Genomic DNA, 22,952 nt, shown 5'->3' on the forward strand with positions numbered 1-22,952 from the left:
TCTCTTTATAACATATCTTATAATGAACATGAAGAACAGGAAGGAGCTAAGTCAAATGAAATTCCCTTTTTCTTCTAGTCCATCTCCATTTGCTCCTTATACTCATACACCAATGGCACCATTTGGAAAAACAGGCGGTTTTTTGTCCTCCCTATTCTCACCACAAGCACCTGTACCATTTCAACCACAATCATCTTGGAATCTTGTTTCGTTATTACAAAATACACAAAAAGCGTTAAAAGTTGCGCAAACAGTTGGACCAATCATTCAACAATATGGTCCAGTGATTAAACAATTGCCGCAAATAATTAAATTATTGCAAACTCTTCAAACGAATTCAACAAGCGGAAAAGAAAAAAATGATACAGTAAGTGCTGAAGAAGAAAAAAATAATCCTCCAAATCCAAAAGGAACCAATAGTTCTATCCCAAAACTTTCGTTACCGATAACGACATCTGTACAAACTGTTCCCAATCTGGAGCAAAAAAAACCATCTACTCCAAAACTTTATATATAACAACTTATTTCCCTATTATTTTTGTATATTTTATATCTCATTCGACTGTTACAAATCATTATTTGTAGCAGTCGACTTGCTTAATAAAGAAGGAGACTAGAATAGTGTACAAACATTCACTGCTCCTTTATAATAAAAAGAAACTATCGCATACAAAAGCGAAGGATATGTTTCTTTTATCTTAAAGGAGGCCTTTTTATATGGAAGTGATTAAAATTTCACCACGTGGCTATTGCTACGGTGTTGTCGACGCCATGGTTATCGCGAGTCAGGCTGCTCAAAATAAAGATTATCCTCGTCCTATTTATATTTTGGGAATGATTGTTCATAATCACCACGTCACAGATGCTTTTACAGATGAGGGAATCATTACACTAGATGGAAGAGACCGATTGGCATTATTAGATGAAATCGATCATGGTACAGTTATTTTTACCGCACACGGTGTATCACCAGAAGTGCGTCAAAAAGCAAAAAATAAAGGACTTACCATTGTAGATGCTACTTGTCCTGATGTTACGAAAACACATGATTTAATCCGCGAAAAAAAACAAGAAGGTTATCATATCATTTATATCGGGAAAAAAGGGCATCCCGAACCAGAAGGAGCCGTGGGAATCGCACCAGATATCGTTCACCTCGTTCAAACAGAAGAAGACATTAAAGCATTAAATTTTGAATCGAATAAAATTATCGTAACAAATCAAACAACGATGAGCCAATGGGACGTGGCTCATTTAATGAATGCGATTAAATGTCGATATCCACATGCTGAAATTCATAATGAAATTTGTTTAGCAACACAACTTCGACAAGAAGCTGTAGCTAACCAAGCGAAAAAAGCAGATTTAACGATTGTTGTTGGCGATCCTAGAAGTAATAACTCCAATCGTTTAGCACAAGTTTCAGAAGAAATTGCTGGAACAAAATCATACCGTATTTCCGATCTATCGGAATTAAAATTAGAATGGTTAAATGAGGTACAAAAAGTCGCCGTTACTTCTGGAGCTTCCACCCCAACACCGATTACGAAAGAAGTAATTGCTTTCCTAGAACAATACGATCCAAACGATGAATCGACATGGACAATAGAACGAAAAGTAACATTAGATAAAATTTTACCGAAAGTTCGAGTGAAAAAATAAGGGCTATCCGTGCCTTTATTTTTTTGAAATCAGAAATGGATACATATATCTTACCCTTCCGTGTGTAAATCACACGGAAGGAAGATTTCTTTATTGAAATTGAAATGGGTCTGTTTTGACAGTGGAAAGGATGACATCGGTTTCGTATTTTCGTTTTGTTAGCTCCTGTTTTAAATAATGCATAAGCCCTTTTTTCATCACTTTTTCGACATTGTGCCCTGGGTCAACACAATGAAGCCCAATGGCTTGTGCGTCATGCGCAATGTGGTAATATAAATCACCCGTTACATAGACATCGGCCCCGCGCATTTTTGCTTTTGCCATGTATTTGTTGCCGTCGCCACCTAAAACAGCTACTTTCTTTACTGGTGCTTGCAAATCTCCAACAACACGTACACCTTCTACGTCAAATGATTGTTTTACAAGGTGAGCAAATGATTGGAGTGTCATTTCTTTGTTTAACGTCCCTAACCGTCCAAGACCGAACATTTCACCTTTTTGATCTAAGGTATACAAATCATATGCTACTTCTTCATATGGGTGTGCCTCTAACATCGCACGAATGACTTGTTTCTCCATCGACTCTGGTAAAATCGTTTCAATTCGAACTTCTTCCACTACCTCTAACTTTCCTACTTCCCCGATATAAGGATTTGCTTGATTTGTTGGTAAAAATCGTCCCTCTCCTTTTGATGAAAAAGAACAATGACTGTATGCACCGATAAACCCAGCCCCTGCATCTCCTAATGCTTTTCGTACGAGTTGTTCATGGGATGCTGGAACAAAGACGACTAATTTCTTCAAGACGGCTGATTGTGTTGGAATTAACACTTCTACGTTTTCTAATTCTAATGCTTCCGCCATTAAATCATTTACACCACCATTTGCTATATCTAAGTTCGTATGTGCGGCATATACAGTAATATCATGAATCAAGAGCTTTTGAATCATACGCCCATATGATGTGCTCGTATCAATTTTTTTAATGGGGCGAAAAATTAATGGATGATGTGCAACAATCATATCTACTCCGTGCTCAATTGCCTCATCTACAACAGCTTCTAACACATCCAACGTTACTAATATTTTTTTTACTTCTTTTTGATAGGATCCTACTTGAAGGCCAATCGGATCTCCTTCATAAGCAAAATGTTTTGGTGCTAATTGTTCAATGAGTTGAATGACGGTTTGTGATTTAGCAAACTTTTTCATGACCGTAACACGCTCCTAACTTTTGTGATTTTCTCTGTTATTTCTTGTTTCTTTTCTATTACTTTTTCTTGATCCGCTGCTTCATTTAGTTGTTCTAAAATAGACTCCCATTTTTCTAATTCCTGTGTCCATTTTTTTTGAAAAACCTCGTTTTGCTCTTTTGCTAAAAAGGGGCCAACTAGAATACCAACTTCGCCAATTTTTTCATATGGCTTGTTAGCTATCCCTTTTTCAGCCACTAGTATTTCATATATTTTCTCATCTTCTTCGAGAATCATTTCTGCTAGTAATTCGTATTCATTTTGAAACAACCATTTTCTAACTGCCTGACTTGCATTGTTTGGTTGTAAAATCAATCGTTCGTTCCCTATTAGTTTTTCTTTTCCTTCTTCTAAAATAGCACGAATTAAACTTCCACCCATACCTGCAATTGTTACACATGTTACTTCGCCTGGTTTTAATACATGCAAACCATTTCCTTTTCTTACATCTATATATTCCGTTAATTGAAGCGTTTCTACTTGATTTTTGGCTAATTCGTACGGCCCGTTATTTACTTCTCCAGCAATGGCTTTTTGTATCAACCCTTTTAAATAAGCGTATGTTGGCAAATAAGCGTGGTCGCTACCAATATCCGCAATCTTAGCACCTTTTGGAATAAAAGATGCTACCAATTCTAGTCGTTTAGATAGTTCGTGTTCGTTCATTTTCTTTCACCACTTTAATTAAAATCTATTTGCAATATACAATACTGTTTTATCATCTATTCTATCCAAAAATAAATGTTATTTTATCATATCATGGAAAAGGAGTGAAAAACAAAAAATCTAGTGTGAATGATAAATGGTACTTCGTCTGTCATAAAAAACGTCACAAAAAAAGAGCCATCTAATAAATATTCCTGTTTATTAGATGTGCTCCACTAGTGTTGCTTATTTTCCTTTTTGTTCAGCAAGATATGCTACAACATTTTCAAGGTCGTCTCCTTTGATAAGACCTTTAGGCATTGCTCCACGTCCGTTTTTAAGCACTTCTTCAATTTCATCCGCGCTTAAACGACTACCAACATCATTTAGAGATGGACCTACTCCACCTTCTAAGTTTTGACCGTGACATGCCACACAACTAGTTTTCAACGTAGCTTTTGCTGCATCTGCATCAACTGCAACTGTTTCACCTTCAGCAGCATCTTCTTCTTTCGCTGCGTCATCTTTTTTTGCTACATCTTTGTTTTCATCCGTTGCTTCTTCTTTTGCTGCATCTTTTTTGTCAGCTTTGTCTTCTTTTGCCGCGTTATCTTCTTTTGCTGCTGTAGTTTGTTTTTCGCCACCATTTTCTTTTACAAGCTCTTTGTATTTATCTTGACCCACGATAGAAAGAGCAATTATTAGAACAATACCAACAACCGCAATTAAAGCAAAAGGCATTAAGGCATTACGTTTCATCGTTTTCCCCCCTATGTATAAATAATCGATAATAAAGACAAGTTGTCTTCTATATTGTAGCGAAAAAATACCTAATAGAAAAGCATTTCGATTAAAATTCTTTTAAAAATTCATTAAAAGAACAGTCGATACAGTAAAATAATTACCATTAATGCCAGTCCCCCTACACCAGCATAAGATAAAAATTTCATTTTAACTTTTTTCCCAAAAATTATCCAAATAATACAATTTATGAATGTGTAATAAACAACAGCCGATGAAAAAGACGGAACAATACGTAGTAATAATTCATTTCCTAGTAACAAAATTAACAATGCTATGATAAAGACGGCTACATAATAACTGATTGATTTATTTTTGCGTAAATACATCATCATTCCTATTAAAAACAAAAGAACGAAAATCCCGAAAGTAATTTGCAATTGAATTGAAAAGTCAGTAAAATATATAACAAGAGCAACACCAATCAATAAAAGCAGAAAAAAGAAGCTTAAAACAGCATGAATGCCATTAAACATTGTGGTTTTTCTTTCCTTATCTTTTTCGGCTATCTTTTCTCCACCGGTATAAAGGGCGAGTAAAAAGTTGCAATATGTTTCAGGAAGAAGTTTATTTTCTTTCCAATAATGTATTTCGTTAATAATAATTTTCTTTTTTTCATCCATTATCTATCACCCATTAAAAAGATTTCATAAAAAAGCAGAAGGCGCTATCTAACATATAAACGCTCTTGATAAAAGAAAATAGCTTACTCCATGATGAAGTAAACTATTCTTTCTCATAATTATCGGTTTATTCAAGGAAATCTTTTAATCGTTTACTGCGACTTGGGTGACGAAGTTTACGTAATGCTTTTGCTTCAATTTGTCGAATACGTTCTCTCGTAACACCGAAGACTTTCCCAACTTCTTCTAATGTGCGAGTTCGACCATCATCTAAACCAAAACGTAAGCGAAGGACATTTTCTTCACGGTCTGTTAAGGTATCTAGCACATCTTCTAATTGTTCTTTCAGCAACTCATATGCAGCTGCGTCAGATGGACTAGTAGCATCTTGGTCTTCGATGAAATCACCTAAATGAGAGTCGTCTTCCTCGCCAATAGGTGTTTCTAAAGATACTGGTTCTTGTGCTATTTTTAAAATTTCACGAACTTTTTCTGGTGTTAAATCCATTTCTTTCGCAATTTCTTCAGGTATTGGTTCACGACCTAAATCTTGTAGTAATTGACGTTGTACTCGGATTAGTTTGTTAATGGTTTCCACCATATGCACCGGAATACGAATCGTTCTTGCTTGGTCTGCAATCGCACGCGTGATTGCTTGACGAATCCACCATGTCGCATACGTACTAAATTTATATCCTTTTGTATAATCAAATTTCTCAACAGCTTTAATTAATCCCATATTTCCTTCTTGGATTAAATCAAGGAATAACATCCCACGGCCAACATAACGTTTCGCAATGCTAACAACAAGACGAAGGTTCGCTTCTGCTAAGCGTTTTTTGGCTTCTTCATCGCCATTTTCAATTCTTTTTGCGAGTTCAATTTCTTCTTCTGCACTTAATAAGTCTACTCGACCTATTTCTTTTAAATACATCCGAACTGGATCATTTATTTTTACTCCAGGAGGGACACTTAAATCATTTAAATCAAATTCTTCTTCATCTTCTTTTACATCGTCATCATCTGGATCTTCTTCTTCCTCGACAATTTCAATTCCTTGTTCACCAAGGTACTCATAAAATTCATCCATTTTTTCAGAATCTAATTCAAAAGAAGACAACCGTTTGGATACTTCCTCATACGTTAAAGAACCACGTTTTTTTCCAATTTCCACTAATCGTTCGTACACTTGCTCAACTGTTAACTCTTTTTCCTCTTTGGAGTGAGTTGGTTTATCAGCCATTGGTTCCCCTCCTTACACACTATATACCCTAAAAACATGTAATGGCTATTTTCTAACACCTATTTCTTTTTCTAATTCCCAAATTTCTTGTAAAATTTGCGCTGCACGTTCAATGTCTTGTGCTTGTTCTGCTACCAATAATTCTCTCTCTTTTTCTTTTATTGTAAACTTCTTTGGCTCATTTAACACAACATTAACATAATCATGAAACGCTTCATCATTTAATTCATCTGCAACTTGTTCCATTGCAATCTCTGTTACTATTTTTTCTAATTCACGATTATTTAATCGTTGAATGAATAAACTTAAATTTGGTTCATGCCCTTCTTCATAAAAGGCATATAAATTAGCAGCAATGGCCGCGTGCTCTGATGTATTAAATGCACCCCCAACAGCTTCTTGTATTTTATATGCAACATATGAACTTTTTAGCATATGGGCAAGTAGTGCTCGTTCTGCCCGTTGATATGCTTTTAATAATGGTTTTTGCTCATGAAAGACATTCTTTACATTCGATTTAAACTCATTCGAATGTTGCGGATGAAAATCCTTTTTTTGCGCACGAAAAATTTGATATTGCTGATTTTTTAGTGCTTCTAACGATATCGAAAATTCCTCCGATAATTGCCTTAAATAGTGTTCCCGCTCAACCGCCTTCGCTAATTTACTAATTTCATGCAACACATCATCGATATACTGCATTCGTTCAGCATCATCATTCATTCGACGATTTTTACGAAGAATGTCCATTTTAAAAGCCATCACTGTTTCTGTAGCCCCTATTACATTCGTCACAAACTGGTTTGTACCAAACTTCTTAATGTAGTCATCGGGGTCAAGTCCATCTGGCATTTTTGCAATTTTTACTAAACAACCAGCTGTTTCTAATATATCAACAGCACGAATCGTTGCTTCTACCCCAGCATCATCACGATCGTAACAAATAATGACTTGGTCTGTTACTCTTCGGATTATTTTCGCATGTTGCTCTGTTAGTGATGTACCAAGGGACGCTACACCATTTTCAACTCCCGCATGATAAGCAGAAATAACATCCATATATCCTTCAAATAAAACGAGCTGATTTTGCTTCCGAATAGATAATCGCGCCATATTTAAATGATATAAAATTTTGCTTTTATGAAATATTTCTGTTTCCGGGCTATTTAAATACTTTGGCTTTTCGTCCGTTAATGTTCGTCCGCCGAACGCAATAACTTGTCCTTGCGCATCCCAAATTGGAAACATAACACGATGCCGAAATCTGTCATAAAAATGACCGTTATCACTTTCAGATAAAAGACCTGCATTTACCATCTCATCCAATGTAAAACCACGACGTTCTAGAAATGTTTTGGCAAATTCAAAAGAATCAGGTGCGTATCCTAACTGGAAGTGTTCTAACATTTCTTCAGTGAATTGTCGTTCTTCTAATAAATACTTTTTTGCGATGGCTCCTTCTTCTGTATTCATTAGTATATGATGATATAACTTCGCTAACAATTTATGTGCTTCAAAAATCTGTTTTTTTTTCGAAACAGACTCAGAAGACCTAGAAGACTTAGAAGACACTATCGTTGGCAATTCAATATGTGCACGCTTTGCTAAAATTTGAAGAGCTTCCACAAAACTATACCCTTCTATTTCCATTAAAAAAGAAAAAACATTTCCCCCTGCTCCACAACCAAAACAATGGTAAATTTGTTTTTCTTCCGAAACTGAAAAAGAAGGTGTTTTTTCTCCGTGGAAAGGACATAATCCGAAATAATTTTTTCCTTTTTTTATTAATTGGACATATTCTGATATGACCTCCACGATGTTAACTGACCGTCTCACTTGTTCAATTACATCTTCTGGAACAAAATTCCCCATGTTTACCATCACCAGTACCAACTATTTAATATTCGATGTGTTCATTTAAATTCCTTCATGAATCGACAAATTTTTTTCTAATGTGCGTAAAAAAGCTTGCTTATCTGATTCAGAAAAGCGATTCATCCCTTTCATTCGCACTCCGCTTTTTCGCATTTTCATCGATAAAAAGCGTTCATAAAGCAAAACGTCGATATTTTTTTCTTCAAACTGTTTCCCTCTCGGAGAAATAGCAATTCCTTTTTTCTTTAATACAATACTTGCTAATCCAAAGTCTTGTGTAACCACAATGTCATGTTCCTTCATGTGATTCAAAATGTAAAGGTCCACCGCTTGGTCAAATGAATCTAAAATGATCCAGGTACCTATTGCTTCATTCATCACATGTGCATAAGTGGCAATAAAAATTACCGGTACATTGTGCTTTTTGGCTATATAAAGAATTTCTTTTTTTACAGGACAAGAATCTGCATCAACAAAAATTGTTCGATTGTATTCTAGCATATTTTTTTATTCTACATCCTTTTTTATAATCCTTCTAAAACTTCTATTTCTTTTTAACATTTTGTCGAAAAGCGTCCTTCTCTCTCTATTTCTTATCGTATTATCATGTTTACCCAAGTTAAACAAAAAATAATCGGATTTACCTATTTTTTTTATTCAGAACTATTTAGGCACTACAATTGGACTTCTTTGTTAAGAATAAAAATTTACAATCATATTCGCTGTTTCTTCCACTGCTTTATTTGTAACATCAATTACTGGACAGCTAATTTGATCAGTTATTTGTTTGAAATATATTAACTCTTCTTCAATTCGTTTGTAATTGGCATAACTTGCATCCTCATTTAGTCCTAATGCTTTTAATCGTTCTAGTCTAATTTCATTTAATTTTTTAGGATGGATGTACAAACCGAAACATTTTTGTTTATCAATTTCAAATAACTCTTCCGGTGGTTTTACTTCAGGAAAGATAGGGACGTTTGCTACTTTATATCGCTTTAAGGCTAAATACTGTGAAAGTGGTGTTTTCGATGTTCTAGACACACCTATTAGCACGATATCTGCTTGAAGAATACCGCGTGGATCACGTCCATCATCATACTTGACAGCAAACTCCATCGCTTCTATCCGATGAAAATAATCAGCATCTAATTTATGCACTAATCTAGGTTCATATAGCGGTTTTCTTTCATACGCAGCTTCCATTGTGGAAATGACAGGTCCTAGAATGTCTACAATTGGTATATGATACTCTGTCGCTTTTTCTACTAAGTATTCCTTTATTTCCGGTACAACAATTGTAAAAGCAATGAGTGCACCATCTTCCTTTACTTGTTCTAAAGCAGCGTCAATATGATACATATTTTCGATATATGGAACGCGTTTAATTTTAACACCATATTTAAAAAATTGACAAGCTGCAGCCTTTACAACAAGTTCCGCTGTTTCTCCAACAGAATCGGAAATAACATATACAATTTCTTTATTCATGAGCGATCGATCCTTTCTTTAAACGATCTCATCATTTACTAAATCAATAAAAGCTTTTGTAATGTTTGTCTTTGTTACACGACCAACCACTTCAAATTGCGTATCCGTAATTGGTTTTACAATCGGCACTGCATCAATTTGCTTTTCGATAATTTTATTTGCGACATCAATGAGTAAATCGTCTTTTTCACACATCGCAACATTCGGCATTCTCGTCATGATGATGTTCACTGGTATTTGATTTAAATCTTGTTGACCTAAACTTGCCCGCAATAAATCTTTCCGTGATAAGACTCCGACTAAAAGGCTTTGGCTATCTACTACAAATAGTGTACCAACATCTTCTAAAAACATTGTACAGATGGCGTCATAAACGGAAGCCTCTTCATTTACAATAACCGGCATCGATTGGTAATCATTTGCAGTTATTTTTTTAATTTTTTCAGTTAATAACTGAGAGCCATTTTTACCTGTATAAAAATATCCTACACGTGGCCTTGCTTCTAAAAAGCCTGCCATTGTTAAGATGGCTAAATCTGGTCGTAAAGTGGCTCTTGTTAAATCTAACTGATCTGCTATATGCTCTCCTGTAATAGGTCCATTATCTTTGACAATTTGTATAATTTTTTGTTGGCGACGACTAAGTTCGATTGTTCTCACCACCTTGTATCCCACACTATGTTATACTATACTTCAATCATTATATACTATTTACCTCTATTGTTATAGGAAAAGATACATTCTTTCGCGTCATTTTATCATTACGTTATACTGACAGCAAAACAAAGAGCCCTTATATGCGTTATAGGGCTCTTTTTGTATTATTCCATCATCTGAATTTGATCAAGAAACCTTTTGGACTTTAAATAAACACCTGAAAAAGCTTGGAAATATTCATCTAAAACATATTTAATTTCTTTTTTTGTTTCAGATGAAACAGATATATTTCCTAATCTGGTTAAATCGAAATGATAATATAGTCTTAATAAACGGACTGTTTTTTGAGAAATTTGAATGCGGTATGGATCAAATTCAAAACAGCGATGACAAATAAAACCACCTTCACGAATGGAAAAATGGAATTCTCCTTCCGTATTTCCACAATGAACACAAGCATCAACAACAGGACGAATTCCTGAAACCATCAACATTTTCACTTCAAATAATTGTGTTAATATTTCTTCATCTTTTCCTTCATCCATGTAATGTAATGTTTGATAAAGAAGCTCAAATAAATAAGGATTAGGTGTTTCATCATCTACTAATTTATCGACAAGCTCCACAATATAAGCACTATAAGCAGTCTTTGTTAAATCGGTCATAACAGACGTAAAGTGATCAATTGCGTCCGCTTGTTGCAACGATTTCATCCCTTTCGATTTTGTAAACAAAAAATATCCATACGTAAACAATTGTGTTCCACTAGCAAGACGACTCTTTGGTTTTCTTGCCCCTCTTGCCATCACAGCTACTTTTCCGTTTTCTCGTGTATATAACGTGACAATTCGGTGACTTTCACCATAATCATTTGTTCGTATTATAATGCCTTCTGCTTTTTGTAACAATTATGTCACCACCATTAAACATGCGAAACGATTGCTCTTTTGCTTATCAAAAATGGAAATAGGAAAATGAATGACGCAACTTTACGATAAAGCGCTAACAAATAGATGTATAAATCTTTGGTATGAATATGAAAGAGCTAAGGTGAGACTGGTGAATCAAGTTTTTCCTGAAGTTTTAAAACTTGTGACCATTCGTCTGATTCTTTTTCCATTTCTTTCAAGAGCAAGTAAGTGTCAATGTTACCTGTTACTTTAAATAAATGCCACGTGAACTCTAACACTACGCTCACAACCTTTCATATTGTCATATGAACCCCTCTTATCCTTAGCTTTACCTCCATGTAATTAAATAATGAGAAGGAAATTCTTCTATTTTTTTATTTTCCTCCTATTCCATTATATCACATTGTTTAATATTCATCTTCACGAAATCCAAAATCGCGTAAATTTTGTGGACGGTTACGCCAATCTTTTTGAACTTTTACCCACAATTCTAAAAATACATGTGAACCTAATAACGCTTCAATATCGTTCCGAGCTAACTTACCGATTTGTTTTAACATGCTTCCTTGTTTTCCGATAATAATCCCTTTTTGAGAAGGACGTTCGACGATGATTGTAGCGTGAATATAAACGGCTTCTGAATTTTCACGTCTCTTGATTTCCTCAATGACAACCGCAATCGAGTGTGGAACTTCTTCCCTTGTTAATTGTAAAACCTTTTCTCGAATTAGTTCCGCCATAATAAAACGTTCAGGGTGGTCTGTTACTTGGTCTTCTGGGTAATATTTTGGCCCTTCTGGTAAGTAGTTCGTCACTTGCTCTAACAACGTCTCAACATTGTTTCCGTTCAACGCAGAAATCGGGACAACTTCTGACACTGTCAGTTGACTGCGGTACTCATCAATAAACGGTAACAACATATCTGGATGAACTTGGTCGATTTTATTAATAACTAGAATGATTGGCGTTTTTACTTCTTGTAATTGATCAATAATGTATTGATCTCCTTTTCCAAGCTTTTCTGTCGCATTCACAACAAATAAAATGACATCCACTTCTTTCAGTGCATTAGACGTCATTTTCATCATGAAGTTTCCGAGTTTATGTTTTGGCTTGTGCACACCTGGTGTATCAATAAACACTATTTGTGCTTTTTCAGTCGTGTACACACCTTGAATTTTATGTCTTGTCGTTTGTGGCTTATCGCTCATAATCGCAATTTTTTGCCCAATAATCGTATTTAACAACGTGGATTTCCCAACGTTTGGTCGCCCAATAATGGCTACAAATCCTGATTTAAATTGTTTTTCACTCATGTAGATCCTCCGCAGTAAAACTTCCTGGTAATAATTTTTCTATTGTCCACTCTTCTTGGTGACCGGACACATTTGCTAAATAAATTGGCATATCTTTTTTAAAAAACTCTGCCATTACTTGACGGCATGCCCCACAAGGTGAGATGACGTCTTTTGTATCAGCTACTATCGCAAGGGCTTTAAATTCTGTTTCTCCTTCCGAAACCGCTTTAAAAATAGCCGTTCGCTCTGCACAATTCGTTAATCCGTAAGAAGCGTTTTCGATGTTACAACCGACATATGTTCCGTTTTTAGTTAACAGAGCAGCCCCTACTTTAAACTTAGAGTACGGTGCATATGCCATCTCCCTTGCTTTTATCGCTAATTGGATGAGCTGTTCCTTTTCCATTAGAAGAGCTCCTTTCAACTAAAGAAATGAATGACTTTTGGTCCTAAAATAATGATTCCAACTAAAACAGCAAACAAAACAAACAACAACACGGCTCCAGCTGCTACATCTTTTGCTATTTTTGCCAACGGTTTATACTCTTCGGTTACTAAATCAACAACATTTTCAATCGCTGTATTGACCATCTCTAATGCTAAAACAATACCGATGACGATAAACAATATTGCTCGTTCTAACATCGTTAATGGAAATAAAAACATTAAAAAGATAACAACGACCGTGGCAAGAAGATGAATTTGCATATTTTTTTCCGATTTAATTGTATGCTTCATTCCTTCTATAGCGTATGAAAAGCTTTTTCTTAATCGAATCCATTCATTTTGCTTAGGATCGCTCGAGCCCGTATGCATGTAAAATCTCCTCTTGTTTAGCGAACATTTCTTTTTCTTCTTCTTCAGTCATATGATCATATCCTAATAAGTGTAAGAAGCCATGTACAGCTAGGAATCCTAATTCCCGTTCAAAAGAATGCCCATATTCTTTTGCTTGTTCTTCTACTTTTGGAATAGAAATAATTAAGTCACCTAAAAAGCGTGGCATTTCTTCATCGATCATCTCGATTTCCTCTTCTCCCATTTCTTCTAAGGCAAATGATAATACATCTGTTGGACGGTCAATCCCGCGATACTCTTGATTGAGTTGATGAATTTTTTTATTGTCAACAAACGTTATAGATAATTCCGCTTCTTCTGTTATTTGCTCTACTTCACAAGCTTTTTCAATTAATCCGCTCAATAGTTGAAAATGTTCTTCTGTTAATCGTTCTACTTCATCGATCAAATCAATCGTTACATTCATGCTTTTTTCACCTTTTTCTTTTCATCTTCTGGATATTCAATTCGTTGATGGAAAATACCTTGTAACGTTTCAAATAGAGAAATTGCTACTTGGTTTAATTCACTTAATGTTAAATCACATTCATCAAATTGACCGTCTTCTAATCGGTCGCGAATAATGCTCCTTACTAATGTTTCAATTTTTTGTGGCGTCGGTTTGGATAATGAACGAACTGCTGCTTCTACACAATCCGCAATCCCAACAATCGCCGCTTCTTTCGTTTGTGCTTTTGGACCAGGATAACGAAATACTTCTTCTAAAATCTCTTGGTCTGATAGTTTTTTCGCTTTATAGTAAAAAAACTTAAGAAGCGTTGTTCCGTGATGTTGTTCCGCAATTTGTACGATTTCATCAGGCATATCCGCATCTTGTAACATATCTCGTCCATCGTACGGGTGTGCGATGATAATCTTTTTACTTAGTTGTGGTGAAATTTTATCATGGGGATTTTCCATATTCATTTGGTTTTCAATAAAAAAATGTGGTCGCTTTGTTTTTCCAATATCATGATAATATGCACCGACACGAGCAACTAAGCCGTCTGCCCCGATTGATTCACACGCTGCCTCTGCTAAATTTGCTACCATCACACTATGGTGATAAGTACCAGGTGTCTCTATTAGTATTTTTCGCAACAATGGATGATTCGGATTTGATAACTCAATTAGCTTTAGCGATGATGTAATTTTAAATACGGTTTCAAAAACTGGAATACTGCCTAGCGTTAAAATAGATGCGGTAATACCACTAATAGCCGCAAAACTATAACTAAAAATAATATCATGAGACGTTAAGTGACCATTTTTAAAAGAGATTAACATACTCACTAGCAGTAAATTAAATAAGGAAATAAATAGCCCAGTTTGTAAAATTTTTGAACGTTTCGTTTGATCATCTAATAACATAATGCCTAATAAAGAGCTAAAAAACACATAAAATCCATAAGTAGGATGAACAGGACCTGGAATATCAGAATTAAAAATAATACTCGCAGTCATGCCAAAAATGACAGCAGATACAAAAGCCATTTTATTATTGATCAACATTTTGACCATCATCGTACCAAATGCAACTGGTACCAAGTAAACAATCATCGATAGTCCATCCATTTTTTGCAATAAACTAAACGATTTCATCAAAATCATTGTAAACAGAAAAATAATCGTAAACATGACAAGATACGTATTTTGCGACCTCACTTTACTTGGCATTTCTTTTGACACATACACGAGTGTAGACACAATAAATGAAACAAAAATCAACAACCCGATATAAGGAAATGGATTAAACCGGTTTTCGAGAAGTCCAACTGCTTCTAATTGTTGGTAAACGTCACGGGTCACCATTTGTCCTTCCCTTACAATTACTTGTCCTTCTCGAATAATTACTGGATTGACGGATTCTTTTGCTTCTTGTTTTTTCAATTTTGTCGCTTCTGTATCTAACACGTAATTAGCGCGAATGAATAATTGAGCAATATCAATCATTACTTCTTGTTGTTCTTCATTCACACCAGAACTAGCTAATTTATTTGCTACATTTTCTCGCGCCTTTTTGACACCATCTACTGAAATTTGTTGATCCATCACTTCGTTTATTGCAGTAGATGACAACTCTTTCATATATTCAAGTTGGGACGGGGACGAGTTTAAAAATAAGAGGAGGGAGCCATCAGACAAACTATCTCGAACAACAGATGGAAGGTTCGCTCTAACTTGTTTCAGCTGGTCGTTGGCCACACCCTCTCCTGGAAATGTTTGTTGAGCTTCGATGCAAACGTTAAATGTCTCTCTTGCTTGTTCACTTTGCAATTCTGCATAATCACGCTTATAAACATATTGAGGCGAGACAGCATCTGCAGCTTCTTGTTGTTTTTTTTCTGTCGCTTTTTTATTTTCAATCGTTAACGGTGAGATGATATCTTTCGATGCCGTTTGGTACAATTTAATATTTAATTTGTCTGGAACGATATTTCCAATTAACATACTATAAAGAAAAATGGAAATAAAGAGAAAAATAAATCCTTTAAAGTATTTTAATTGTAAAATACGTTCGCCGAGCACATGTAAGTTTACGTTTCGTTTCTTCATATCCATTCACCTCTCGCTCACCCTCATCATGTGAGAATAAAGCTCCCATCTATTGTCAATGGGTATTTTTCTATTAACCATGCAAACGTATCCTATTTTTTGTCTCTCATTTTTAGGTGACCTATACAAACGGGCTAACCACACATATTTTCCATTGTTTAATCGTGTGATTTTTCATAAGCTTCAATGATTTTAGCTACTAGTGGATGACGAACCACATCTGTTTGTGATAAATAAACAAAGGAGATGCCTTCTGTTCCTTTTAATATTCGAGCAGAAACAGCTAATCCTGATTTTTTTCCACGTGGTAAATCTACTTGTGTCTCGTCTCCTGTAATCACCATTTTAGAACCAAATCCTAATCGCGTTAAAAACATTTTCATTTGTTCGGCTGTTGTATTTTGTGCTTCATCTAAAATCACAAATGCATCATCTAATGTTCGTCCACGCATATACGCAAGCGGAGCTACTTCAATGATTCCCCGCTCCATTAATCGATTCGTTTGTTCTAATCCTAACACATCATGAAGAGCATCGTATAACGGGCGTAAATACGGGTCTACTTTTTCTTTTAAATCACCTGGTAAAAACCCAAGATTTTCCCCCGCTTCCACTGCCGGACGTGTTAAAATAATCTTTTTAATTCGTCCTTGCTTTAAAAATTTAATGGCCATCACGACTGCTAAATACGTTTTTCCTGTACCTGCTGGACCGATGCCAAAAACTAAATCTTGTTTTTCGATAGCACGAATATATTCGCGTTGTCCTAACGTCTTTACGCGAATCGGCTTACCTTTTGCAGATACGATAATTTCTTCGTCATAATATTCCATCCATTCATCTAACATACCTTTTGTTTGTAGATTTAAAGCATAAATGACGTCTCTTTCACTTATTCGCGCTCCCTGGCGAATCATTTTCATGAGCGCATAGAAAAACTCTTTTATGTCTTTTACTTGTTCTTCATTACTACAAATCGAAATAGCGCCACCCCTTGTGACACAGTGAATAGAAAAATATTCTTCAATTCGTTTTAAATGAATATCGTTTGGACCAAAAAGAGTTGCCGCCTCTTCGGATGTTTCAAATTCAATTGGAATATCGAACAATACTTCTGCCAAATTTACTCAATCTCCTCGGTTATGGTTTGTTCTTTTGAAATCGGTTCAATCACTAAATAGTGAATGGTTAACTTAACTTTACCATTAGCATAATGCTCATGCAAAACTTTTTCGTTTTTTATTTGTGAATTTTTGGGAAGTGATCGTTGTAATTGCTCTTTCGCCATGATAAGTCCTGCTTCTACCGCTTCTTTTTTAGTATACGCCCGAATCACTTTTTCTGTTTCGTATAGCTCTTCCGTACGCAAAAAAATAGGAATTGTTTTACCTTTCCATTTCCATGACCTTACTTTTTCATACGATTGAGCTTTTTTCTTTGTATCATACCAAAATCCCCAAATAGGAATCGAATAATCTTGTCCGATATGCAATACGTGTTTTACAACACGTTCTTCTCGTAAAACAGAAAAAGAAGATTGTAATGGAACTTCCATTTCTGTTTTATACCATATTTCCCCGTACACGATTCCTTGTGCAGCGACAAACGTTTCATTCCCTTCCTTTCCAATCATTCCAGAAATTAAAACTTGCCCTGGTGTGACAAGTTCGTGTATCGACACAAGTGGCTGCCCTTCCTTTGCAAAAATATCATAAACGACTGCTTTTTTTGTCGCCACAATATGTTGCGGAGAAGGAGTATTTTCTTTTTCTTTTATTTTCTTCTCAACTGGCTGAAAATATAAAATTGTTCCTTTCCTTTGTACCCCCACCCAGATTAAATGGTCCATCTCATCCATTAACGTATGTTGTATACGGCTCGGATTTGTAGTGTTTCGAAAAAAGCGGCCTTTTTCTACTCCAATACTTTTCAGTTTTCCTTCCATCTCATGTTGTAACGAAGCAGATCCACCAACAATTTTAATATCCCAAATTAATTGCGAACATAGATAAACGGTAAGAAAAAAACAAAAGAGGCCAACGATAAGCCCCATTCTTGTAAACAAACGCATCATAAAAAAAGGAAAACCAACTCGTTTTTTAAAAGAGAGTTTTACTTGGTATTTTTTACGGAAAGAGATAAGGTTAAAAACGTCACGAATGACAATGGTAGCTTGTACGATGTTATCTGAAATAGTTACGACATCATACATATAAATCCCTTTTTTTAATGCGAGATTCATATAAGAAAGAATGTCGTTTTTATCGCCTTTTATTTGCACTTGAACAGCACCTTTTAGCCAAAGAAAAAAATGAACTTTCACTGTTTCCCTCCTTGGTTCACGATATAATGGAATGATTTAAAAATACCTTCTAATAACACTTCATCCGGTAATATCATTTTAATAACAAAAGCTTCTCCTTGAATAACGAGCGAACCTTGTTTTATAGCAAGTCGTACTTCTGTGGGAGAAAAATATAACATTCCTTCATGATTTTCGATGTATAAGTGAAGGTTTCCAATTGCCGTAATTCTAGGCATATGATATGTGATATCATCTGGTAAACCTAGTGGCCTTGATAACCAATGTTTCATTTGTTTAGCCCAATGGTTCATAGATTACCACCTCTACCTCAATATATGAATGCATTAGTTGTTCTACCACTAAAAAATAAAAAAGCATTCAACAAATAATTTGTTGAATGCTTTTTGTTTATTATGGTAAATGTTTCATGACAATTTGATTAACAATGGTACCATCAGCTTTGCCTTTTACTTTCGGCATTAAGCTCCCCATAACTTTACCCATCTCTTTTTTACTTGTAGCTCCAACGCTTTCAATCGTTTGGATGACAAGTTGTTCGACTTCTTCTTCAGAGAGTTGTTCAGGTAAATATTCCTTTAAGACCACAATCTCGTCTTTTACTTTTTCTACTAAATCATTACGATTAGCAGCTTCAAATTCGCGAAGGGAGTCTTTTCGTTGTTTTAATTCACGATTTAAAACAGTAAGTTCGTCTTCTGCTGGTAAGGAATCTACTCCTTTTTTAATCGCTTCATTTTGAATAGAAGCTTTCACCATTCGGATAACCGATAAACGAACTTTATCTTTGTTTTTCATTGCTTGTTTCATTTCTGCCGTAAGACGTTCAAGAAGACTCATGAAAAACACCCTTTCTTAGTACTTGCGTTTTCGAGCTGCCTCTGATTTTTTCTTACGTTTTACGCTTGGTTTTTCATAAAATTCGCGCTTTCTATATTCAGCAAGTGTACCTTCACGAGCTACTGATTTTTTGAAGCGACGAAGTGCATCATCAAGTGATTCGTTTTTGCGAACGTGAGTTTCTACTGACATTTTTCTTTCCCTCCCTCCGACCTGCATAGGAGCATACTATATCATAAGATTGTTAGCATGTCTTTTCCTATTATAGTATAACGATTTTTACTTTTCAATACTATTTTTCTTGTTTTCTATTCTCTTCCTCAACAATTTGGATTCCTTTTGAGGCACCAATTCGATTTGCTCCTGCTTGAATCAACGTTTTAGCATTGTCCCATGTGCGAATACCACCGGAAGCTTTGACGCCCATTTTTTCACCAACTATTTTACGCATTAAGGCGACATCTTCCACGGTGGCACCACCAGTCGAAAATCCAGTAGATGTTTTGACAAAATGTGCCCCTGCTTCTTTGGCAATCATGCATGCTGTTATTTTTTCTTTTTCCGTTAACAAACATGTTTCTATAATGACTTTTACTACTTTTCCTTGTGCAGCCTGTACAATTTCTTGTATTTCCTTTTTTACTGTTTCCATATCGCCACTTTTTAATAAACCAATATTGATGACCATATCTATTTCCGTCGCACCATTCAGCACTGCCTCTTTTGTTTCCGCTACTTTTGTATCGATTGTAGAAGCACCGAGTGGAAACCCAATTACGGTACAAACAGCAACTGAACTTCCTTTCAACATTTCTACAACAAGCGGAACCCATACTGGATTTACACAAACAGATGCAAATTGATATTCTTTCGCTTCTGTACAAAGCGTGAGTATTTCTTTGCGTGTTGCTTCTGGTTTTAATAACGTATGGTCAATCATGCTAGCAACTGATTGTTGTTCCATCCCAACCTCCACCTTTTTATGTTATTTACTATTTGTATCATAGCACAAAGAAATATTCTATCCGTGTTTTTCCCCTTCTTTCCCTTACTGCTTTTGACAGCTATCGAAATAATTTAAAATGGTGGGGCTTACGACTCCTTCATAAGCATAAAAAAACAAGTTTCTTCTTTACGAAGAAACTTGTTCATCTTCAAGGACTCGTACAAATTGGCCTTTATTATAAGGATAACCTGATTGAACAATTTTGACTTTTACTAATTTTCCTACCATTTCTTCTGTCGCATCTACTACGACACGCAAATAATTATCTGTATATCCAACATATTTTCCTTCTTCATTCATTTCTTTAAATGGCTCTTCTGGAATAATTTCAAGCACTTCCCCTTCGAATTGAGAAGCATATTTTTTTGCTAGTTGATCAGATAATGAGATTAAACGATGAACCCGCTCATTTTTCACTTCTTCGTCTATTTGATCTTCCATGCGTGCTGCTGGAGTTCCTGTTCGTTTAGAGTACGGGAAAACGTGTAGTTCACTAAAACGATGTTCTTTAATAAAATGATATGTTTCCATAAACTCTTCTTCTGTTTCCCCCGGGAAACCAACAATGACATCCGATGTAATCGCAAGGTCAGGTAATGCAACACGAAGACGATTCAAACGATCCGCAAAAAATTCCATCGTATATTTTCTTCTCATGCGTTTTAAAACGGAATTAGAACCTGATTGAAGCGGAATGTGTAAATGACGAACGACAATATTCGATTGTTGTAATACTTCAATCACTTCATCCGTAATTTGACTAGCTTCAATAGAACTAATACGTAATCGTTTTAAACCTGTTACGTTTTTTTCGATATCACGTAATAATTGTGCTAAGTTATAGTCTTTCATATCTTCTCCGTAACCACCAGTATGAATACCTGTTAACACAATTTCTTTATATCCTGCATCTACTAATTGTTGCGCTTGTTCCATCACCGCTTTCGGATCGCGCGAACGCATTAACCCACGAGCCCACGGAATAATACAAAACGTACAAAAATTATTACATCCTTCTTGGATTTTCAACGAGGCTCGAGTTCGATCCGTAAAGGCAGGTACGTCTAATTCTTCATATACACGTGCTTTCATAATATTTGATACACCGTTAATCGGTTGGCGCTCATTTTGATATTGCTCAATATATGCAAGCATTTTTGTACGATCTTGTGTCCCCACCACAATATCTACCCCAGGAATCGCCATAATTTCTGCTGGAGAAGTTTGGGCATAACACCCTGTAACACAAATCACCGCATCTGGGTTTTTACGAATGGCACGACGAATCACTTGACGGCTTTTTTTATCTCCTGTGTTCGTTACGGTACATGTGTTGATCACATAGACATCTGCTGTACTTTCAAAATCTACGCGTTCATAATTTTGTTCTTTAAATAATTGCCAAATCGCTTCTGTTTCATAATGATTTACTTTACAACCTAATGTATACATAGCTACGGTTTTACGAAGCTCGTTACTCATATATTTCATCCTTTCATTGTATCCACACAAAAAAATATCAACGAATTTAATAATATCATATTATTGTACATTCTTTCTATTTGAATTATCTATTCCTACTAACAAAAAACAGATGACATATTACTTTCATGGTTCATCTGTTTTATAACATTATGTCATTACTTTACGTAAATTATTTTAACATACTTCACTCAAAATATTCTATCATTACATAATATTTAAACCTATTTTGATTTCAAATCCACACACTCATATAGAGTGTGACATGGATGGGTATTACAATATGTGCCAAAGGTATTTCATATTTCAATCCACACACTCATATAGAGTGTGACTATCCTGTTTGAAATACAATCTACCACGATAGTAATATTTCAATCCACACACTCATATAGAGTGTAACAATGTGTTTTCCGAACCAATCGAATTGCAAAAAGGAATTTCAATCCACACACTCATATAGAGTGTGACCGGCATTGCAATATGTTTCAACCGATTATTATGAAATTTCAATCCACACACTCATATAGAGTGTGACTTATCGCAGATATTAATAAGTTGTATAGCGAGAAAATATTTCAATCCACACACTCATATAGAGTGTGACAATCGACAATCTCGTCAAACTTCATGGTCGAGTTAATTTCAATCCACACACTCATATAGAGTGTGACTAAAAGTAAAATAATAATAAATTTATTTAAAAAAACATTTCAATCCACACACTCATATAGAGTGTGACGACTCCTTCCTTACTCCAATATTCTTTAAGTGTTGGAATTTCAATCCACACACTCATATAGAGTGTGACTCGCATCGGAAGGTTGGACACTTCAGATGCACTTCATATTTCAATCCACACACTCATATAGAGTGTGACGAAAGTTTTGTTCCAAACGAAAACCAAATGCGCATTTCAATCCACACACTCATATAGAGTGTGACAGCATTATTGTATAGTCATAACGAGTTAATTAAAATTTCAATCCACACACTCATATAGAGTGTGACTCTGTCTCGATAATCTGAACCAAATGCAAGAAGGAATTTCAATCCACACACTCATATAGAGTGTGACTTTAAGAAAAAAGAAGTATAATAGTTATTATTTAATTTCAATCCACACACTCATATAGAGTGTGACTTTTATATAGTGGGATTGCTGGATGCAGAGCCAATTTCAATCCACACACTCATATAGAGTGTGACAATGAAATAGGCGCTGAAATAACTAAGGAGGAAATGATTTCAATCCACACACTCATATAGAGTGTGACTTTGTTTTAAGTAAAGTTATTAAAAATGTAAAGAAATTTCAATCCACACACTCATATAGAGTGTGACACCTAACTTACTTTTCTACTATGCAATGAACATATATTTCAATCCACACACTCATATAGAGTGTGACTTGTAGGGTTAGACACTAGAGTTGTAAGGCGACATTTC

General features: G+C 35.3%; 25 protein-coding genes and 1 CRISPR repeat array (1 of these 26 running past the window's edge). Of the genes, 2 read left to right on the forward strand and 23 right to left on the reverse strand.

Annotated elements, in window-relative coordinates:
• Positions 1 to 55 precede the first annotated feature (55 nt).
• Positions 56 to 517 (forward strand): VrrA/YqfQ family protein, encoded by a 462-nt coding sequence (vrrA, locus tag BN1372_RS08840; protein ID WP_062198659.1) that lies wholly within the window; start codon positions 56 to 58, stop codon positions 515 to 517.
• Positions 518 to 717: 200 nt separating this feature from the next.
• Positions 718 to 1,662: a 4-hydroxy-3-methylbut-2-enyl diphosphate reductase gene (locus BN1372_RS08845; RefSeq protein WP_062198661.1), complete on the forward strand. Its 945-nt coding sequence runs from the start codon at positions 718 to 720 to the stop codon at positions 1,660 to 1,662.
• Between the two features lie 90 nt (positions 1,663 to 1,752).
• Here BN1372_RS08845 and BN1372_RS08850 read toward each other — a convergent pair whose 3' ends face one another.
• The 23 genes from BN1372_RS08850 to mtaB form a co-directional block, all read right to left on the reverse strand.
• Positions 1,753 to 2,874, reverse strand: a complete 1,122-nt coding sequence (locus tag BN1372_RS08850) for a Nif3-like dinuclear metal center hexameric protein (RefSeq protein WP_062198663.1) — start codon at positions 2,872 to 2,874, stop codon at positions 1,753 to 1,755.
• Complete coding sequence (locus BN1372_RS08855; protein WP_062198665.1) at positions 2,871 to 3,581, reverse strand: tRNA (adenine(22)-N(1))-methyltransferase; 711 nt, start codon at positions 3,579 to 3,581, stop codon at positions 2,871 to 2,873. Before BN1372_RS08855 ends, BN1372_RS08850 begins: the two co-directional genes overlap by 4 nt.
• 225 nt (positions 3,582 to 3,806) lie before the next feature.
• On the reverse strand, positions 3,807 to 4,319 hold the full coding sequence (locus tag BN1372_RS08860) for a c-type cytochrome (protein WP_062198667.1): 513 nt from the start codon (positions 4,317 to 4,319) through the stop codon (positions 3,807 to 3,809).
• A gap of 113 nt (positions 4,320 to 4,432) precedes the next feature.
• A complete protein-coding gene (locus BN1372_RS08865) occupies positions 4,433 to 4,984 on the reverse strand; it encodes a hypothetical protein (protein ID WP_062198670.1) in 552 nt (183 codons plus the stop codon).
• Positions 4,985 to 5,111: 127 nt separating this feature from the next.
• A complete protein-coding gene (rpoD, locus tag BN1372_RS08870; protein ID WP_062198672.1) occupies positions 5,112 to 6,227 on the reverse strand; it encodes an RNA polymerase sigma factor RpoD in 1,116 nt (371 codons plus the stop codon).
• A 45-nt stretch (positions 6,228 to 6,272) separates the two neighbouring features.
• Entirely contained in the window at positions 6,273 to 8,099 is a 1,827-nt protein-coding gene (gene dnaG / locus BN1372_RS08875) for a DNA primase (RefSeq protein WP_062198674.1), read from the reverse strand.
• 45 nt (positions 8,100 to 8,144) lie between these two features.
• Positions 8,145 to 8,603, reverse strand: a complete 459-nt coding sequence (locus tag BN1372_RS08880; protein ID WP_062198676.1) for a YaiI/YqxD family protein — start codon at positions 8,601 to 8,603, stop codon at positions 8,145 to 8,147.
• 192 nt (positions 8,604 to 8,795) lie between these two features.
• Positions 8,796 to 9,593: a pyruvate, water dikinase regulatory protein gene (locus tag BN1372_RS08885; protein ID WP_062198678.1), complete on the reverse strand. Its 798-nt coding sequence runs from the start codon at positions 9,591 to 9,593 to the stop codon at positions 8,796 to 8,798.
• Between the two features lie 18 nt (positions 9,594 to 9,611).
• Complete coding sequence (locus BN1372_RS08890; RefSeq protein ID WP_062198680.1) at positions 9,612 to 10,256, reverse strand: transcriptional regulator CcpN; 645 nt, start codon at positions 10,254 to 10,256, stop codon at positions 9,612 to 9,614.
• A 158-nt stretch (positions 10,257 to 10,414) separates the two neighbouring features.
• Positions 10,415 to 11,158, reverse strand: coding sequence for a DNA repair protein RecO (recO, locus tag BN1372_RS08895; protein WP_062198682.1), 744 nt, complete (start codon positions 11,156 to 11,158; stop codon positions 10,415 to 10,417).
• 137 nt (positions 11,159 to 11,295) lie between these two features.
• Positions 11,296 to 11,439 carry a YqzL family protein gene (locus BN1372_RS14670; RefSeq protein WP_074018165.1) on the reverse strand — a complete coding sequence of 48 codons (144 nt, stop codon included), beginning with the start codon at positions 11,437 to 11,439 and terminating at the stop codon, positions 11,296 to 11,298.
• 129 nt (positions 11,440 to 11,568) lie between these two features.
• Positions 11,569 to 12,477: a GTPase Era gene (gene era / locus BN1372_RS08900; RefSeq protein ID WP_062198685.1), complete on the reverse strand. Its 909-nt coding sequence runs from the start codon at positions 12,475 to 12,477 to the stop codon at positions 11,569 to 11,571.
• Entirely contained in the window at positions 12,470 to 12,865 is a 396-nt protein-coding gene (locus tag BN1372_RS08905; protein WP_062198686.1) for a cytidine deaminase, read from the reverse strand. Before BN1372_RS08905 ends, era begins: the two co-directional genes overlap by 8 nt.
• 14 nt (positions 12,866 to 12,879) lie before the next feature.
• Entirely contained in the window at positions 12,880 to 13,275 is a 396-nt protein-coding gene (locus tag BN1372_RS08910; protein WP_062198688.1) for a diacylglycerol kinase family protein, read from the reverse strand.
• Positions 13,250 to 13,723, reverse strand: a complete 474-nt coding sequence (gene ybeY, locus BN1372_RS08915; protein WP_062198690.1) for an rRNA maturation RNase YbeY — start codon at positions 13,721 to 13,723, stop codon at positions 13,250 to 13,252. The genes BN1372_RS08910 and ybeY overlap by 26 nt, the downstream gene beginning before the upstream one ends.
• Positions 13,720 to 15,852: an HD family phosphohydrolase gene (locus BN1372_RS08920; RefSeq protein WP_062198692.1), complete on the reverse strand. Its 2,133-nt coding sequence runs from the start codon at positions 15,850 to 15,852 to the stop codon at positions 13,720 to 13,722. The genes ybeY and BN1372_RS08920 overlap by 4 nt, the downstream gene beginning before the upstream one ends.
• Positions 15,853 to 16,010: 158 nt before the next feature.
• Positions 16,011 to 16,973 (reverse strand): PhoH family protein, encoded by a 963-nt coding sequence (locus BN1372_RS08925; protein ID WP_062198694.1) that lies wholly within the window; start codon positions 16,971 to 16,973, stop codon positions 16,011 to 16,013.
• 2 nt (positions 16,974 to 16,975) lie between these two features.
• The gene (gene yqfD / locus BN1372_RS08930) at positions 16,976 to 18,175 is read right to left on the reverse strand and encodes a sporulation protein YqfD (RefSeq protein WP_062198697.1); all 1,200 of its coding nucleotides are present in this window, start codon (positions 18,173 to 18,175) and stop codon (positions 16,976 to 16,978) included.
• A complete protein-coding gene (gene yqfC / locus BN1372_RS08935) occupies positions 18,172 to 18,468 on the reverse strand; it encodes a sporulation protein YqfC (RefSeq protein WP_062198699.1) in 297 nt (98 codons plus the stop codon). The genes yqfD and yqfC overlap by 4 nt, the downstream gene beginning before the upstream one ends.
• A 100-nt stretch (positions 18,469 to 18,568) precedes the next feature.
• The gene (locus BN1372_RS08940) at positions 18,569 to 19,015 is read right to left on the reverse strand and encodes a GatB/YqeY domain-containing protein (RefSeq protein WP_062198701.1); all 447 of its coding nucleotides are present in this window, start codon (positions 19,013 to 19,015) and stop codon (positions 18,569 to 18,571) included.
• Between the two features lie 15 nt (positions 19,016 to 19,030).
• The gene (gene rpsU, locus BN1372_RS08945) at positions 19,031 to 19,207 is read right to left on the reverse strand and encodes a 30S ribosomal protein S21 (protein WP_062198703.1); all 177 of its coding nucleotides are present in this window, start codon (positions 19,205 to 19,207) and stop codon (positions 19,031 to 19,033) included.
• A gap of 100 nt (positions 19,208 to 19,307) precedes the next feature.
• Positions 19,308 to 19,979: a deoxyribose-phosphate aldolase gene (gene deoC, locus BN1372_RS08950; protein ID WP_062198705.1), complete on the reverse strand. Its 672-nt coding sequence runs from the start codon at positions 19,977 to 19,979 to the stop codon at positions 19,308 to 19,310.
• Positions 19,980 to 20,147: 168 nt separating this feature from the next.
• Positions 20,148 to 21,503, reverse strand: a complete 1,356-nt coding sequence (mtaB, locus tag BN1372_RS08955) for a tRNA (N(6)-L-threonylcarbamoyladenosine(37)-C(2))-methylthiotransferase MtaB (RefSeq protein ID WP_062198707.1) — start codon at positions 21,501 to 21,503, stop codon at positions 20,148 to 20,150.
• A 233-nt stretch (positions 21,504 to 21,736) separates the two neighbouring features.
• A CRISPR array of direct repeats spans positions 21,737 to 22,952; the repeat unit is 32 nt; unit sequence ATTTCAATCCACACACTCATATAGAGTGTGAC; it runs 159 nt beyond the window's last position.

It is taken from the genome of Massilibacterium senegalense, assembly GCF_001375675.1.
In the GTDB taxonomy this organism is placed as follows: Bacteria; Bacillota; Bacilli; order Bacillales; family Massilibacteriaceae; genus Massilibacterium; species Massilibacterium senegalense.